The following is a 13,481-nucleotide window of genomic DNA, read 5'->3' on the forward strand; positions in this document are numbered from 1 at the left end:
CGGCCGTACCCTCAGCTCTCGTCCGACTGCGAACGGCGGACCTTCACCGATTCCTGCGCCGGGCTCTCTTCGAGGGGCTCGACCTCCGGGTCGTTGACGACCGGTGTGCCATCCGAGGTCTCGAAGCCACGCTTGAAGTCGGCCACCGCGGAGTTCAGTGCCTCGGTGTTGTCGTCGCCGAGCTTCTTGGACTCGCGGATCGAGGTGAGAACGTTCTCGTGCCGCGCCTTGACGTACTCGAGGAAGTCCCGCTCGAAGCGAATGACATCGCCAACCGCGATGTCGTCGAGGTGGCCCTTGGTACCGAGGAAGATCGCGACGACCTGTTCCTCGACCGCGTACGGGCTGTACTGCGGCTGCTTGAGCAGCTCGACCAGGCGAGCACCGCGGTCCAGCTGCGCCTTCGAGGCCGCGTCGAGGTCCGAGGCGAACGCGGCGAACGATTCGAGCTCGCGGTACTGCGAGAGCTCGAGTCGCAGCGAGCCGGCGACCTCTTTCATGGCCTTGATCTGCGCGGCGCCACCGACGCGGGAAACCGAGACACCGACGTTGATGGCCGGACGCACGCCCTGGTTGAACAGGTCGGTCTCGAGAAAGCACTGCCCGTCGGTGATCGAGATGACGTTGGTCGGGATGTAGGCCGAGATGTCGTTGGCCTTGGTCTCGATGATCGGCAGACCGGTCATCGAGCCGCCACCGAGTTCGTCGGAGAGCTTCGCGCAACGCTCGAGCAGGCGCGAGTGCAGGTAGAAGACGTCACCCGGGTATGCCTCGCGGCCCGGCGGGCGACGCAGCAGCAGCGAGATGGCGCGGTAGGCCTCGGCCTGCTTGGTCAGGTCGTCGAACACGATGAGGACGTGCTTGCCCTGGTACATCCAGTGCTGGCCGATCGCCGAACCGGTGTAGGGCGCAAGCCACTTGAAGCCGGCCGAGTCGGAGGCCGGGGCGGCGATGATGGTGGTGTACTCGAGCGAACCCGCATCCTCGAGCGCCTGGCGAACGCCGGCGATGGTGGAGCCCTTCTGACCGATCGCGACGTACACGCAGCGAACCTGCTGATCCGGATCCCCGGACTCCCACGCCTTCTTCTGGTTCATGATCGTGTCCACGCAAACCGCGGTCTTGCCGGTCTTGCGGTCACCGATGATGAGCTGACGCTGGCCGCGGCCGATCGGCGTCTGCGAGTCGATCGCCTTGATGCCGGTCTGCAGCGGCTCACTGACACCCTGGCGCTGCACCACGGTCGGGGCCTGCACCTCGAGCGGGCGACGCTCCTCGGCCTTGATCTCACCGAGTCCGTCGAGCGGAGCACCGAGCGGATCCACGACGCGGCCGAGGAACTCGTCGCCAACCGGCACCGAGAGCACCGAGCCGGTGCGCTTGACCTGCTGGCCCTCTTCGATCTTGTCGTACTCGCCGAGGATGACGGCGCCGATGCTGCCCTCATCGAGGTTCAGCGCGACACCGAGGATGCCCCCGGAGAATTCGAGCAGTTCCTGCGTCATCGCCGATGGCAGACCTTCGACGTGCGCGATACCGTCACCGGTATCGGACACGATGCCGATCTCCTCGCGCGACGTCTCGGACGAGAACGACGCGACATACGATTCGATCGCGCCTTGAATCTCTTCGGATGAGATCGTCAACTCCGCCATGGCTCTCGATTTCCTGCTTTCGAAATTGGGTTCGGCTCTGTGTGTTTGGTTGTCCGTTCGGCCGGCGGCCGAGTCGGCTACTCGGGTAGGTGGCTCGCAGCCTTGCTCAGCTTCGCCACGATGGTGCCATCGACGACCTCGTCGCCGATCCGGATCTGTAGACCACCGAGCACCTCGGCGTCGACGTCCACCTGTACCGAGATGGTACGGCCGTAGATTCGGGACAGCACGTGCGACAACCGGTCGTACTGCTGCTCGCTCAGCGGCGCCGCCGCCACGACGTGGGCGACGGATTCGCCACGGCGGGCCGCGGCCAGCTCGGCCAGCACCGGCACGATGTCGACGATGTTCTGACCGTTGAGCAGTCGCGTGGTCTGCCGAAGCAGTTCTGCGGTGTACTGGGTCGGCTTGTCCGCAATCACGCTGTCCAGCAAGCCGATTCGCTTGTCGATCGGCTGGTCGACCTGACTGAGCAACGAGGCGAGGTGCGGGTTGGCATCCAGCGTCCGGCCGAACCGGAACAGCTCGTCCTCGACGTCTTCGATCTTGTCCGCGCGCTCCGCGGCGACGAGGACGGTCAGCCGAGCCATCCGCTCCAGCGCCTCGGGCAGGTCACGGGTGACCGACCAACGCTGCTCGACCGCGGTCCGTGCGACATCGATCGTCGGCTGGCTCGCCTTACCGGTAAGGAGTTGCTCGATCATCGCGACCTTCGGCGCTGAATCGTCTTCGCGCGCCGCGAGATACTTGCGCAGCACGGAATGCTCGACCAGCAGGCCCGCCAGGGAGGCAAGCTCGTCGGCGAACCCGCTCAGCTCGGCGGTGTCGACGTTGCCGACGACGTCGTCGAATCGACGCTGTACAACCTGCATCGAGTCGCGGCTAGCCGCATGCATCAGGAAACCCCACTGTTCTTCGACACTGCCGGATCGGACGAATCCTCCGCGCCAGCCATCGATTCGAGTTCGTCGAGGAATCGGTCCACGCTGGCCGACCGTGCTTCCGGCTCGGACAGCTCGGTGCGGACCCGCTCGCCGGCCTTGGCGACGGCCTCGCTGCCGAGGTCGGCGCGCAACTGCCGGATGAGCTGCTGACGCTGCAGGGTGATCTGCTCGTTGCCCTGTGCCTTGATCCGCTCCACCTCGGCGTCGGCCTGTTCGCGCAGCTGCTCGGAGATGCGCTGTGCATCCGCCCGAGCCTCCTCGCGGATCTTGGCCGCTTCGAGGCGCGCCTTCTCGACCGCGTCGGCGTGCTTGCGCTCCGCCTCGGCGAGCGCCTGGCGTGCCTTTTCGCTCTCGTCGAGCTGCGTCTGCACCGTCTGCTGCTGGTTCGCCATCATCTTGCGGATCGGCGGCGCAGCGAAGCGCCAGAGCACATAGATGACGACGGCGAGCGCGACGAGCTCAGAGATCGTTGTAGCCATTACCGATTACCCCCGCCCGGACTGATCGGCCAGATTCGCCGACGTCGAGGCACCCTCGACACCGAGAACCCGGTTGGCCAACGACTCGGACAGCGGGCCGACGCGTCCCTGCAGCTCTTCGGCCACCTGGCGGCCCTGATCCTGCAGCTCCGTGGATGCACGCTGTGTGATCGCGTCGGATTCCTGCTTGGCCCGATCGCGCATCTCATCGAGCACGGCCTGGCCCTCGGACCGACCCTCCTCGCGAATCCGCGAGGCCTCCGCGCGCGCCCCGCCGAGTTCTTCCTTGAAGGAGGCATCGGCATCGGCGAGCTCACGAGCTGCCTGATGGTTGTCGTCGGTCGTCTTCGAGACACGGTCGTCCCGCTCGCGAAGCACCTCGGCGATCGGCGGCACCACGAACTTCATGATCACGACGAGCACCACCACGAAGATGAGCAACTCGACGAAGAACGTCGCGTTCGGGATGAGGAAGTTACTGGTTTCGCCTTCTTCGGCAGCCAACAGCAGTGCGCTGTTCATCACTGAGAGATGAGGCCCGGCGTCGCGAACACGAAGAGCGCCATGAACGCGAGGTTGATGAAGTAGGCCGCCTCGACCAGACCAACGGTGATGAAGAACGGGGTGAACAGTCGACCCTGAGCCTCCGGCTGGCGTGCGACGCCCGCGATCAGCTGGCTACCGGCCAGACCGTCACCGATGCCGGCACCAATCGCACCGCCGGCCATGATGAGGCCACCGCCGACGAGCGCACCAGCGGTGATGATCCCGTTCACCAGTTCCACATCTGCCATGTCTTTCACTTCCTTCTGTGTTGTGACGAAAAGTTGCTCGAGGAGTCGAGCCGCGAACTGGGGAAACCCCAGCGTGCTTAGTGGGCTTCCTCCAGCTCAGTGGACTGGCTGAAGTAGAGGATCGTCAGTAGGGCGAAGATGAACGCCTGGATCAGACCGACGAAGAGGTCGAAAAGCTTCCACACGGCGTTCGGCGCCCACAGGATGTATGCGGGGAACAGCGCGATCAGCGTGAGCATGATGCCGCCGGCGAACATGTTGCCGAAGAGTCGCAGCGACAGCGAGATCGGCTTGGCGATCTCCTCGATGATGTTCACCGGCGCGAGGAACGCGACGTGTCCCTTGGTCAGCTGCTTGAGGTGCTTGAAGAAGCCGCGCCGACGTGCGCCGGCGGTGTGGTAGGCGACGAACACGAACAACGCGAGCGCATAGACGAAGTTGACGTCCGACGCCGGCGGCGCGATCAAGTGCGTGTCACCGATCGAGATCTCGAACACCGACAACCAGTTCGAGATGAGGATGAAGGTGAACAGCGAGATCGCGAGCGGAAGCACGAACGGAGCGATTTTCAGCCCCATGGCGCTCTCGATCTGACCGCGCATCTGAACGGTCACGGCCTCCCAGAAGAGCTGGACGCCGTTCGGTACGCCAGAGGTGATCTTCGAGCGCAGCACGAACGCGAGTACGAGCACGATCGCGGCGGCGACGAGTGTCGCGTATATCGTGTCGATGTTGAAGGTGAACCCGCCAATGTCGACCTGACTGTGATGGCCGACCTCGATCTGGGCTTCCGCGAGGATGTCGGTCGTTGCGAGGAGGCTGTCAGTCATGGCCGCTGACGAAGTCCTTTCACTACGGGCACAGTGGTGCTGAACACCAAAATGGCTTGGAATGCAGCCAATCCGAAGAAGACCCCGACACCGTCAGGCTGCACGAGGAAAGCTATCACGAGCGCGACCGCGGTAATGACGAGCAACCGCGACGCGGACGACACCGCTATTTGGCCTTTGCTGGGATGGGCTTCGGCCGTCACCTTGGCGACCGAATGCTGCACCAATTTGATGTTCAGCAGGCCCATTGCCATACCGAGGATGATGAATGCGCCGAGGGCTGGACGCCCGATCGACCAAGTAAGGGCAAGGGCGACGATGCCTATGGCCGCGACGATGATCGTCGGCCGCCGCAGGCTCAACGGCACCCGGGGCATCAGTGGTGCCGGCGCTGGCGTAGCCATCTGCCTATTACCTCAATCCTTCAAGAACGTTCGGAACTGCAAGATCGACGACACGACCGCGCCGAGAACGCCGACCCCGAGCCCGATGAGTATGCACAGCGGCGAGGTGTCCAGGCGGTCGTCGAGAAACCAGCCCAGTACCAGGCCGAGCACCACGAAGCCTACTATGTTGGCTCCGACGCCAATCAGCTGCCTCGGACTCGGCGGCACGTTCGACATTGTCGAGCCGTCAGGTCTCGTCGAAGTCGAACGCAGTGGCCACATTCACCGGCTGACTCCTTCGCGGTTGGTTCGTGCCCAATCGCAGTCAGCCCTCAACGCGACCGGCGCTGATCAGCGGGGCAGGGAAAACGTACCACCGCGGCGGGAGCCGCGGTCCACCCTGTCCACGACGCAGTGTAGTAGGTGATCGGACTCGGGTCGACACCGGGTATCCCGGGCGAACCGGACGCTACCATCCACTCTCATTCCGGACGTTCGCGCAGCGACGGAACGGCCGTCACGACGAGCGCAAAAACGAGCCCGCCGGCAAGCATGAGGACCACGATTCGACGGTCCAACAACGCGGTACCGACCGCACCGAAGGCCAGGACGCCGACCCACAAATAGATCAGCAGCACGACGCGACGGTGCGAGTGACCGACCTGCAACAGGCGGTGATGCAGATGCATCTTGTCCGGACTGAACGGGCTGACACCGGCTCTCGTCCGCCGCACGATCGCCAGGAGCAGGTCGAGCACCGGGATGAACATCACCGCGCCGACCAGGAGGAGCGGCGAGAGCAGGCCGAGGATGTCGCGACTGCCGTAGGCGTTCAGCGGAATCCGGCCGGACGCGCTGGTCGAGATCGCCGCAAGCATCAGGCCGATCAGCATGGAGCCCGAGTCGCCCATGAAGATCCGGGCGGGCTGGAAGTTGTGCGGCAGGAAGCCGAGACACGCGCCGGCCAGCGCGGCGGCCATCATCGCGGGCGGGTAAACGCTCACATCGCCGCCCTGCTCGTGCAGCAGTCCCATCGTGAAGGCGCAGATCGCGAGCGCGGAAATCAGGCCGAGCCCCGCCGCGAGTCCGTCGAGTCCGTCGACGAAGTTCATCGCGTTGACCATGACCACCGTGACGCCGACCGTGACCAGACCGGCCTGCAACTGGTCGAGCACGATGGTGCTTCCGCCGCCGATCGGCGAGTACACCACGAACCAGCTGACACCCATGATCACCAACAGACCGGCCGCCGTGACCTGGCCCACGAACTTGGTCAGCGCGTCGAGGCCCCACCGGTCGTCGATGATTCCGACGAGCATGATGACGCCACCCGCGACGAGGGCGGCGGGCACATCACTGGTGAAATCGAATCCGCGCTGCAGCGCGGGCAGCTGACCGGCGAACAGCAGCGCCGCGAGTATTCCGACGTAGATTCCGACGCCGCCCATCCGCGGAATGGGCGTGGTGTGCACGTCCCGATCGCGCGGCACCGCGACCGCACCGAATGCCAGTGCCAGCACACGCACCCCGCCGGTGGCGAGAAACGTCACCACGCTCGCGGTGAACAACACCAACAGCAGCTCCCTGATCGGGACGCCGGCACCACGGTTCTCCTGCGCGACATACAGAACCGACTCCACGGTGCTCACCAGCTCGCGGGCACTTTCACCGCGTGGTACCGGACCGGCAATTCCGGCCGGTGCGACTCGGGGCGCCGGACCTGCACCTACGCCGCTCCGCTCGTCAGAGAAGCTGGATCGACACCGAGCACCTCGGCGACGTCGGCGACCGAGACCGCACCCGCGCGCAGCACCCGCGGCGAATCGCCGGTGAAGTCGACGATGGTCGAAGCGACCGAATGCTCCGCCACGCCGCCGTCGAGATACACAGACACCGACTCACCGAGTTGCGCGCGGGCCTCTTCGACCGTCGTCGCCGGGGCCGAACCGGACACGTTCGCACTCGACACGGCAAGCGGGCCGACCTCACGCAGCAGTTCGAGCGCGACCGGATGCAACGGCATCCGCACCATGACGGTGCCGCGGGTATCACCGAGATCCCAGGACAGCGACGGCGCCTGATGCACGACGAGACTCAGCCCGCCCGGCCAGAATGCGCGGATCAGCTCACGCGCCTCTGGCCGCACCGAGTAGACGAGACCGTCGATGGTGTGCCACGACCCGACCAGCACCGGCACCGGCATGTCCCGCCCGCGGCGCTTCGCGGCAAGCAGAGCCGAGACCGCTCCGCTGTCGAAGGCGTCGGCGCCGATTCCGTACAGCGTGTCGGTGGGGAGCACGACCAGTCGACCGGACTTGAGATTGGCTTTTGCCGAGGACAGGCCGGCCGCGCGGGAAGCGGTGTCCCCGCAGTCGTAAACGGTGCTCACTCCCCCATCCTTACATTTCGGGTCCCACCCTCCGGGCGGCACACCGCTGCCCGCGCGATCGAGCCCGAGTCGCAGGTCGGTCAGTCCGCCGCGCGGCGGGCGGTGACATATCGCGGCTTCCCGGCCAGATCGAGGTGCTCGGTGATATCGACGAACGCACCGTCCTCGGCCAGGAGCGCCGCCACCCCGGCACCGTTGGAGTCGTCGTGCTCGATCGCCAGCCCACCGTCGACGCGCAACCAGCGGCGCAGGTTCGGCGCCATCCCCGCGATCACATCGAGGCCTTCGGCCCCGGCGAACAGCGCCTGCGGTGGATCATATTCGGCCACTTCGGGTTCCAGCTCCGCACCGGCAGGGATATAGGGCGGGTTCGCGACGATCACATCGACACTGCGGGCGAGTTCGGGCAGCAACCCCGGGTCGCAGACATTACCCGTGGTGAGCGTGATCGGCGTATCGCCGGCCTGCGACCGATGGTCGGCATTGCGGCGGGCCCAAGCAAGCGCACGCGGATCGAGCTCCACCGCGTGCACTCCCACATCCGGCCGCGCGTGCGCGACGGCGAGGGCAAGGGCTCCGGATCCGGTGCACAAATCGAGCACAGTCGCGCCGTGCACGGACCGTGCCTCGAGAAACGCCAGCGTCCAGGCCAGCAGCAGTTCGGTTTCCGGACGCGGCACGAAGACTCCGGGCCCTACCTCGATATCGACACTCCCCATCGATGTGATGCCCGTGATGTATTGCAGAGGAATACGTTTCGCGCGTTGATCGATCATTGTGCGATAGGCCTCCAGCATCGCGGGCTCGATGAGCGGAACCAACGCCAGACGAGTCCGCGCAACACCGAGCAGATGTGCTGCAAGCTGCTCCGCGTCGGCCCGCGGACTCCCGACTCCGGCGGCGCGCAGCCGCTCGGTCGCCGCGGCGAGCGCATCCCGCAACGGTTGTCGACTCACGGCTACCAGCGTGTCACACCGGCACAGGGCGATGGGTGACCCTGCGGCCAACGCCGGTGCGCGTCTTCGTCCGATGTCACTCGGCGGCCAGGCGTGCCTCGCGGTCGGCAGCGCCGAGTGCGTCGAGCAGCGCGTCCATGTCGCCATCGAGCACTGCGTCGAGGTTGTGCGCCTTGAAACCGATCCGGTGGTCGGCGATCCGGTTCTCCGGGAAGTTGTAGGTCCGGATGCGCTCGGAGCGGTCGACGGTCCGGATCTGGCTCGCCCGTCCGGCCGACGCTGCGGCGTCAGCCTGCTCCTCCGCGAGCGCCTGCAACCGCGCGGCGAGCACCTGCATGGCACGCGCCTTGTTCTGCAGCTGCGAACGCTCGTTCTGGCAGGTCACCACGATGCCGGTGGGCAAGTGCGTGATCCGCACCGCGGAGTCGGTGGTGTTCACGCCCTGGCCGCCCTTGCCCGACGAGCGGTAGACGTCGATTCGCAGATCGGTTTCGTCGATCTGCACCTGCTCGACTTCTTCGGGTTCCGGGTAGATCAGCACGCCGGCAGCCGAGGTGTGCACTCGCCCCTGCGATTCGGTGACCGGCACCCGCTGCACCCGGTGCACACCGCCCTCGAACTTCAGTCGCGACCACACCCCGTCGCGAACGGCATCCCGGCTCTTGATCGAGATGGTGGCCTCTTTGTAGCCACCGAGATCCGACAGCGTGGCGTCGAGCACCTCCACCTTCCAGCGGCGGCGCTCTGCGTACCGCAGATACATCCGGGCGAGATCCGCGGCGAACAGTGCCGACTCCTCGCCGCCCTCGCCGGATTTGACCTCGAGCACCACGTCGTCGGCGTCGTGCGGATCGCGCGGCGCGAGCAGGTCGGTGAGAGTGTGGTCGAGTTCGTCGACTGCCGATTCCAGATCCGGAACCTCGGCCGCGAAGCCGGCGTCGTCGGCAGCAAGCTCGCGGGCCGCGGCCAGATCGTCACGCGCGGTCTTCAGCTTGTTGTAGGTGGCCATAATCGGCGCCAACTCGGCGAACCTCTTGCCCACCCGGCGCGCGTTCGCCGGGTCGCTGTGCAATGCCGGATCCGACATCTGCTGTTCGAGACCGGCGTGCTCGGCGAGGATGTCGTCGATCGCCGATGGGCGCGTGGTAGCCATATGTTTTCGCTCCGCTGTGGTGCCGTCCGAGTCAATCCCGGCCAAACAAACCGACGCCCGGCCTGCGAGAACAGGACGGGCGTCGGTCGACGAGCTAGGAGTCGGCGGTCTTCTTACCGGCGCGCTTGCCGTAGCGGGCCTCGAAGCGGGCCACGCGACCACCGGTGTCCAGAATCTTCTGCTTGCCGGTGTAGAACGGATGGCACTGCGAGCAAACCTCGACCTGAATGTGGCCGGACTCTTTGGTGCTCCGCGTCTCGAACGTATTCCCGCAACCACACACGACCGTGGTCGCGACATAGTTCGGGTGGATTCCTGCCTTCATGGTGTCCTCTCACATTGGTCGCCGGGTCGCCTCCGCCATTCGGAGACGTGAACCGGAACCGGACTTCGGCCGTTCAGTATGCCAGAGTGCGTGGCCAGGCCACTAATCCAGCGAACGACGTATCGGTCAACACCGCGGCGGGGCGCTGTGTTCCCGCCGCGGCGAAGCGCTGCTTTCGGGTAGCTGCTACTCGTTCGTCGCACCCGGTGCAGTCTTGGTGACCTGCATCAGGAATTCGATGTTGTTGTTGCTCTTCTTCAGTCGGTCGATCAGCAGGTCGATCGCCTGGTGGGAGTCGAGTCCGGACAACACGCGGCGCAACTTGTACACCACCGCGAACTCGTCCGGCGACATCAGCAGTTCGTCCTTGCGGGTGCTGGACAGGTTGACGTCCACCGCGGGGAACACCCGACGCTCGGCGATCTTGCGATCGAGCTTGAGCTCGGCGTTGCCGGTGCCCTTGAACTCCTCGAAGATCACCGTGTCACCGGTCGAACCGGTCTCCACCAGCGCCGACGCGATGATCGTCAGCGATCCGCCGTTCTCGATGTTGCGCGCGGCGCCGAGGAAACGCTTCGGCGGGTAGAGCGCGGTCGAGTCGACACCACCGGAGAGAATCCGGCCCGATGCCGGCGACGAGTTGTTGTACGCGCGGCCGAGGCGGGTAATCGAGTCGAGCAGCACCACGACGTCCTTGCCCGCTTCCACCAGCCGCTTCGCGCGCTCGATTGCGAGTTCGGAGACGGAAGTGTGATCGCTCGGCGGCCGGTCGAAGGTGGAGGCAATGACCTCGCCCTTCACCGAACGCTGCATATCGGTGACCTCTTCGGGACGTTCATCGACCAGCACGACCATCAGGTAGCACTCGGGGTTGTTGGTCGCGATCGCGTTGGCGATGTCCTGAATGATCGTCGTCTTGCCCGCCTTCGGTGGGGAGACGATCAGCGCGCGCTGGCCCTTGCCGATCGGCATTATCAGGTCGATCACGCGGGTCGTCAGCTTGTTCTGCTGGGTCTCGAGGCGCAGTCGCTGGTTCGGGTAGAGCGGCGTCAGCTTGTTGAACTCGGGACGCCGCTTGGCCGCGTCCACATCACCGCCGTTGACGGTGTCGAGTCGCACCAGCGGATCGAACTTCTGCCGCTGGTTGCTCTGCTCACCGTCACGCGCTGCACGCACCGCGCCGGTGATCGCGTCACCACGACGCAGCCCGTTCTTGCGAACGAGGTTCATCGACACGTACACATCGTTCGGGCCGGCCAGGTAGCCGGACGTCCGCACGAATGCGTAGTTGTCGAGCACGTCGAGGATGCCGGCGACCGGCTGCAGGACGTCGTCCTCGCGGATCTCGGGCTCGGCGCCTTCACCACCACGGTCACGTCCACCGCGCCGACGCTCACGGAAGCGGCGTCCGCGACGGCCGCGACCATCTTCGTCGTCGCCACGATTGTCGTTGCGGTTGTCCCGGGGCCCCTGGTTCCGGTCACCCTGATTGCGGTCGCCCTGATTGCGGTCGCCCTGGTCCCGCTGATTGCGGTCACCCTGATTGCGGTCGCCATCGCGCTGGTTGCGGTCGCCCTGGTCTCGCTGGTTGCGGTCACCCTGGTTCCGGTCGCCGTCGCGCTGGTTGCGATCGCCCTGGCTCGATTCGCCCTGGTTACGCTCCCGGCGACGCTCGCTCTGCGAACGGTCGCCGCGATCGGAACGCTCGCCCCGGCCACCTTGGTTCTGGTCGGTGCGGGCGCCATCGGCGCGGTTGTCGGCGCGTTCATCCGCATCCGGACGCGTCGCCGACTCCGGCCGACCCGCCTCGGCCGTGTCGATGCCGGTCAGTTCTTGCTGGGTGCCGGACTGGCCGGCTTCCCGAGTCACGCCGCGGCGGGCGCGACGCCGCGGGGCGCGCTCCTCGGAGCTATCGGCATCGGCGACCGCGGTATCGGCGGTTGCCGTGTCAGCGGCGGGCGCTTCGGTGGCCGGGGCTGCGGCAACCGGCGCGGATGCGGCCGGGGCACGATCGCCACCGGTTTGCTGCGCGTTGATGGCGGCGATCAGATCGCCTTTGCGCATGCCGGAAATGCCCTTGATGCCGAGTTGAGCGGCCAGGGATCGCAGTTCGGGCAGCACCATTGCGGACAACCCCCCACGCGCCGCGGCGGAAGCCCGGCGTCCGGTATTCGGCTGTGAAGAATCGCTCGCCTGGCTCACCGAGGAATCGGCCTCAGAGGTGGCGACAGGCGTCGCGAGCAGGTCCGTATCGGTCACGGAGATCCTTTCCTTCCCTCGCTCACCTTGTGCAAAGTCGAGGGGTCGTTCCGCATTTCAGATCGGTTACTGAAATCGGATGCGCCGCACCTGTCGGTGCCAGTCGATCGGTCCTGTCTCCACCATCGAAGTCGGTGGGAGAGACTCACGTCGTCAGCGCAGGTACCTCGACCGATCGATAGCCGAACGGCCACGGGATATCTGCTTACGAATTGAACCGACGTCTACAGCGCACGATGTGCGGGCGTGTTTCACTTTAGCCCCATTCAGCATGGTCGGCAAGGAACGCCCCCCGGCGGCGCGCCGAAAAGCGTTATCCACAGGGCGCGCCGCAAAACCCCCGCGGCGCCGGTCTGTGCACCTGAACGCCCACGGCGTCAGCGCACCTGCACACCTTCTGCCAATGGCAGATCCAGTGCGGCGAAACCGGCTTCGGTCGCGAGCTCGCGCAGCGACTCCGGCAGCGGCGCCACCAGCAGCGCCAGCACCGTGGGTCCGGCACCGGACACCGTCGCAGCGATTCCCTCGGCGCGCAGCTGTCCAACCAACTTCGTCGTCGCCGGGAGTGCCGGTGCCCGCTGGGATTGATGCAAGCGGTCCTCGGTGGCGGGCAGCAGCAGATCCGGACGCTGGGTGAGCGCAACCACGGCCAAAGCGGCACGGCTCAGGTTGAACGCGGCGTCGCGGTGCGAAACCACCTCCGGCAGCAGGCCCCGGGTGTGCGCGGTCGACGACCGTTCGGTCGGCACGAACGCCACCGTTCGGATCGCGGGGTGCGCGTCGAGACGAACCGCTCGGTAGAGCCGGTCGCCCGTCTCGTCGCCTTCCTCGGTCCACGACACCACGGCACCACCGAGCACGCTGGCCGCGGAGTTGTCCGGGTGCCCTTCGAACTCCGAGGACAGCTGCACCAACTGCTCATCGGTGAGCGCGAGTGCCGGGTCGAGCTTGGCGGCAAGCCCATTCGCTGCCGCGAGCCCGCCGACCACGGCCGACGCGGACGAGCCGAGCCCCCGCGAGTGCGGAATAGCGTTGCGGCACACGACATCGAGTCCATCGGCCCAGACGCCGACCGATTCCAGCCCGCGCTCGACGGCGCGCACGACGAGGTGCGATGGCCCCCAGGGAACGTCCTCGGCCCCCTCCCCCTCGACCCGGATCGTCAGACCCGACGTTGTCGTCGTCACCTCGATCTCGTCGTAGAGCCCGAGCGCCAGACCCAGACTGTCGAAGCCGGGCCCGAGGTTTGCGCTCGATGCCGGCACCCGCGCTGTCACGGTGAGACCGGCCGGCAAGGTCTCGGTCATCTGT

General features: G+C 66.2%; 15 protein-coding genes. All 15 read right to left on the bottom strand.

The features are described 5' to 3' along the window. Window positions 1-11: 11 nt before the first annotated feature. A complete protein-coding gene (gene atpA, locus OG921_RS10245) occupies window positions 12-1,655 on the bottom strand; it encodes a F0F1 ATP synthase subunit alpha (protein WP_266112318.1) in 1,644 nt (547 codons plus the stop codon). Window positions 1,656-1,732: 77 nt separating this feature from the next. Further along, entirely contained in the window at window positions 1,733-2,527 is a 795-nt protein-coding gene (locus tag OG921_RS10250; protein WP_266112319.1) for a F0F1 ATP synthase subunit delta, read from the bottom strand. A 23-nt stretch (window positions 2,528-2,550) separates the two neighbouring features. Further along, the gene (locus OG921_RS10255; RefSeq protein WP_266112320.1) at window positions 2,551-3,078 is read right to left on the bottom strand and encodes a hypothetical protein; all 528 of its coding nucleotides are present in this window, start codon (window positions 3,076-3,078) and stop codon (window positions 2,551-2,553) included. Between the two features lie 6 nt (window positions 3,079-3,084). Then, the gene (locus tag OG921_RS10260; RefSeq protein WP_266112321.1) at window positions 3,085-3,600 is read right to left on the bottom strand and encodes a F0F1 ATP synthase subunit B; all 516 of its coding nucleotides are present in this window, start codon (window positions 3,598-3,600) and stop codon (window positions 3,085-3,087) included. Further along, window positions 3,600-3,872 (bottom strand): F0F1 ATP synthase subunit C, encoded by a 273-nt coding sequence (locus OG921_RS10265; protein ID WP_266112322.1) that lies wholly within the window; start codon window positions 3,870-3,872, stop codon window positions 3,600-3,602. The genes OG921_RS10260 and OG921_RS10265 overlap by 1 nt, the downstream gene beginning before the upstream one ends. A 77-nt stretch (window positions 3,873-3,949) precedes the next feature. Beyond that, window positions 3,950-4,702 (bottom strand): F0F1 ATP synthase subunit A, encoded by a 753-nt coding sequence (gene atpB / locus OG921_RS10270; RefSeq protein ID WP_266112323.1) that lies wholly within the window; start codon window positions 4,700-4,702, stop codon window positions 3,950-3,952. Next, window positions 4,699-5,079: an ATP synthase subunit I gene (locus tag OG921_RS10275; protein ID WP_266112324.1), complete on the bottom strand. Its 381-nt coding sequence runs from the start codon at window positions 5,077-5,079 to the stop codon at window positions 4,699-4,701. Before OG921_RS10275 ends, atpB begins: the two co-directional genes overlap by 4 nt. Window positions 5,080-5,118: 39 nt before the next feature. Continuing rightward, window positions 5,119-5,370, bottom strand: coding sequence for an AtpZ/AtpI family protein (locus tag OG921_RS10280; RefSeq protein WP_323182735.1), 252 nt, complete (start codon window positions 5,368-5,370; stop codon window positions 5,119-5,121). 200 nt (window positions 5,371-5,570) lie between these two features. Then, a complete protein-coding gene (locus OG921_RS10285) occupies window positions 5,571-6,728 on the bottom strand; it encodes an MraY family glycosyltransferase (protein ID WP_323182736.1) in 1,158 nt (385 codons plus the stop codon). A gap of 86 nt (window positions 6,729-6,814) precedes the next feature. Then, window positions 6,815-7,477, bottom strand: coding sequence for an L-threonylcarbamoyladenylate synthase (locus OG921_RS10290; RefSeq protein WP_266112327.1), 663 nt, complete (start codon window positions 7,475-7,477; stop codon window positions 6,815-6,817). An 80-nt stretch (window positions 7,478-7,557) separates the two neighbouring features. After that, a complete protein-coding gene (gene prmC / locus OG921_RS10295; RefSeq protein WP_266112328.1) occupies window positions 7,558-8,433 on the bottom strand; it encodes a peptide chain release factor N(5)-glutamine methyltransferase in 876 nt (291 codons plus the stop codon). Window positions 8,434-8,509: 76 nt separating this feature from the next. Beyond that, on the bottom strand, window positions 8,510-9,586 hold the full coding sequence (gene prfA / locus OG921_RS10300; protein WP_266112329.1) for a peptide chain release factor 1: 1,077 nt from the start codon (window positions 9,584-9,586) through the stop codon (window positions 8,510-8,512). Between the two features lie 94 nt (window positions 9,587-9,680). After that, window positions 9,681-9,911 carry a 50S ribosomal protein L31 gene (rpmE, locus tag OG921_RS10305; RefSeq protein ID WP_266112330.1) on the bottom strand — a complete coding sequence of 77 codons (231 nt, stop codon included), beginning with the start codon at window positions 9,909-9,911 and terminating at the stop codon, window positions 9,681-9,683. A gap of 186 nt (window positions 9,912-10,097) precedes the next feature. After that, a complete protein-coding gene (gene rho / locus OG921_RS10310; protein WP_266112331.1) occupies window positions 10,098-12,170 on the bottom strand; it encodes a transcription termination factor Rho in 2,073 nt (690 codons plus the stop codon). A gap of 377 nt (window positions 12,171-12,547) precedes the next feature. Beyond that, window positions 12,548-13,477 (bottom strand): homoserine kinase, encoded by a 930-nt coding sequence (thrB, locus tag OG921_RS10315; protein WP_266112333.1) that lies wholly within the window; start codon window positions 13,475-13,477, stop codon window positions 12,548-12,550. Window positions 13,478-13,481 lie beyond the last annotated feature (4 nt).

Origin of the sequence: Aldersonia sp. NBC_00410 (assembly GCF_026342035.1) — a bacterium.
GTDB lineage: Bacteria > Actinomycetota > Actinomycetes > Mycobacteriales > Mycobacteriaceae > Aldersonia.

Excerpts from the sequence above, each read along its gene's own strand:
- atpB (WP_266112323.1), bottom strand. The coding sequence starts at position 4,702 with ATGACTGACAGCCTCCTCGCAACGACCGACATCCTCGCGGAAGCCCAG.
- rpmE (WP_266112330.1), bottom strand. The coding sequence starts at position 9,911 with ATGAAGGCAGGAATCCACCCGAACTATGTCGCGACCACGGTCGTGTGT.
- OG921_RS10250 (WP_266112319.1), bottom strand. The coding sequence starts at position 2,527 with ATGCAGGTTGTACAGCGTCGATTCGACGACGTCGTCGGCAACGTCGAC.
- OG921_RS10255 (WP_266112320.1), bottom strand. The coding sequence starts at position 3,078 with ATGGCTACAACGATCTCTGAGCTCGTCGCGCTCGCCGTCGTCATCTAT.
- OG921_RS10265 (WP_266112322.1), bottom strand. The coding sequence starts at position 3,872 with ATGGCAGATGTGGAACTGGTGAACGGGATCATCACCGCTGGTGCGCTC.
- OG921_RS10275 (WP_266112324.1), bottom strand. The coding sequence starts at position 5,079 with ATGCCCCGGGTGCCGTTGAGCCTGCGGCGGCCGACGATCATCGTCGCG.
- OG921_RS10280 (WP_323182735.1), bottom strand. The coding sequence starts at position 5,370 with ATGTGGCCACTGCGTTCGACTTCGACGAGACCTGACGGCTCGACAATG.
- OG921_RS10260 (WP_266112321.1), bottom strand. The coding sequence starts at position 3,600 with ATGAACAGCGCACTGCTGTTGGCTGCCGAAGAAGGCGAAACCAGTAAC.
- atpA (WP_266112318.1), bottom strand. The coding sequence starts at position 1,655 with ATGGCGGAGTTGACGATCTCATCCGAAGAGATTCAAGGCGCGATCGAA.
- thrB (WP_266112333.1), bottom strand. The coding sequence starts at position 13,477 with ATGACCGAGACCTTGCCGGCCGGTCTCACCGTGACAGCGCGGGTGCCG.
- prfA (WP_266112329.1), bottom strand. The coding sequence starts at position 9,586 with ATGGCTACCACGCGCCCATCGGCGATCGACGACATCCTCGCCGAGCAC.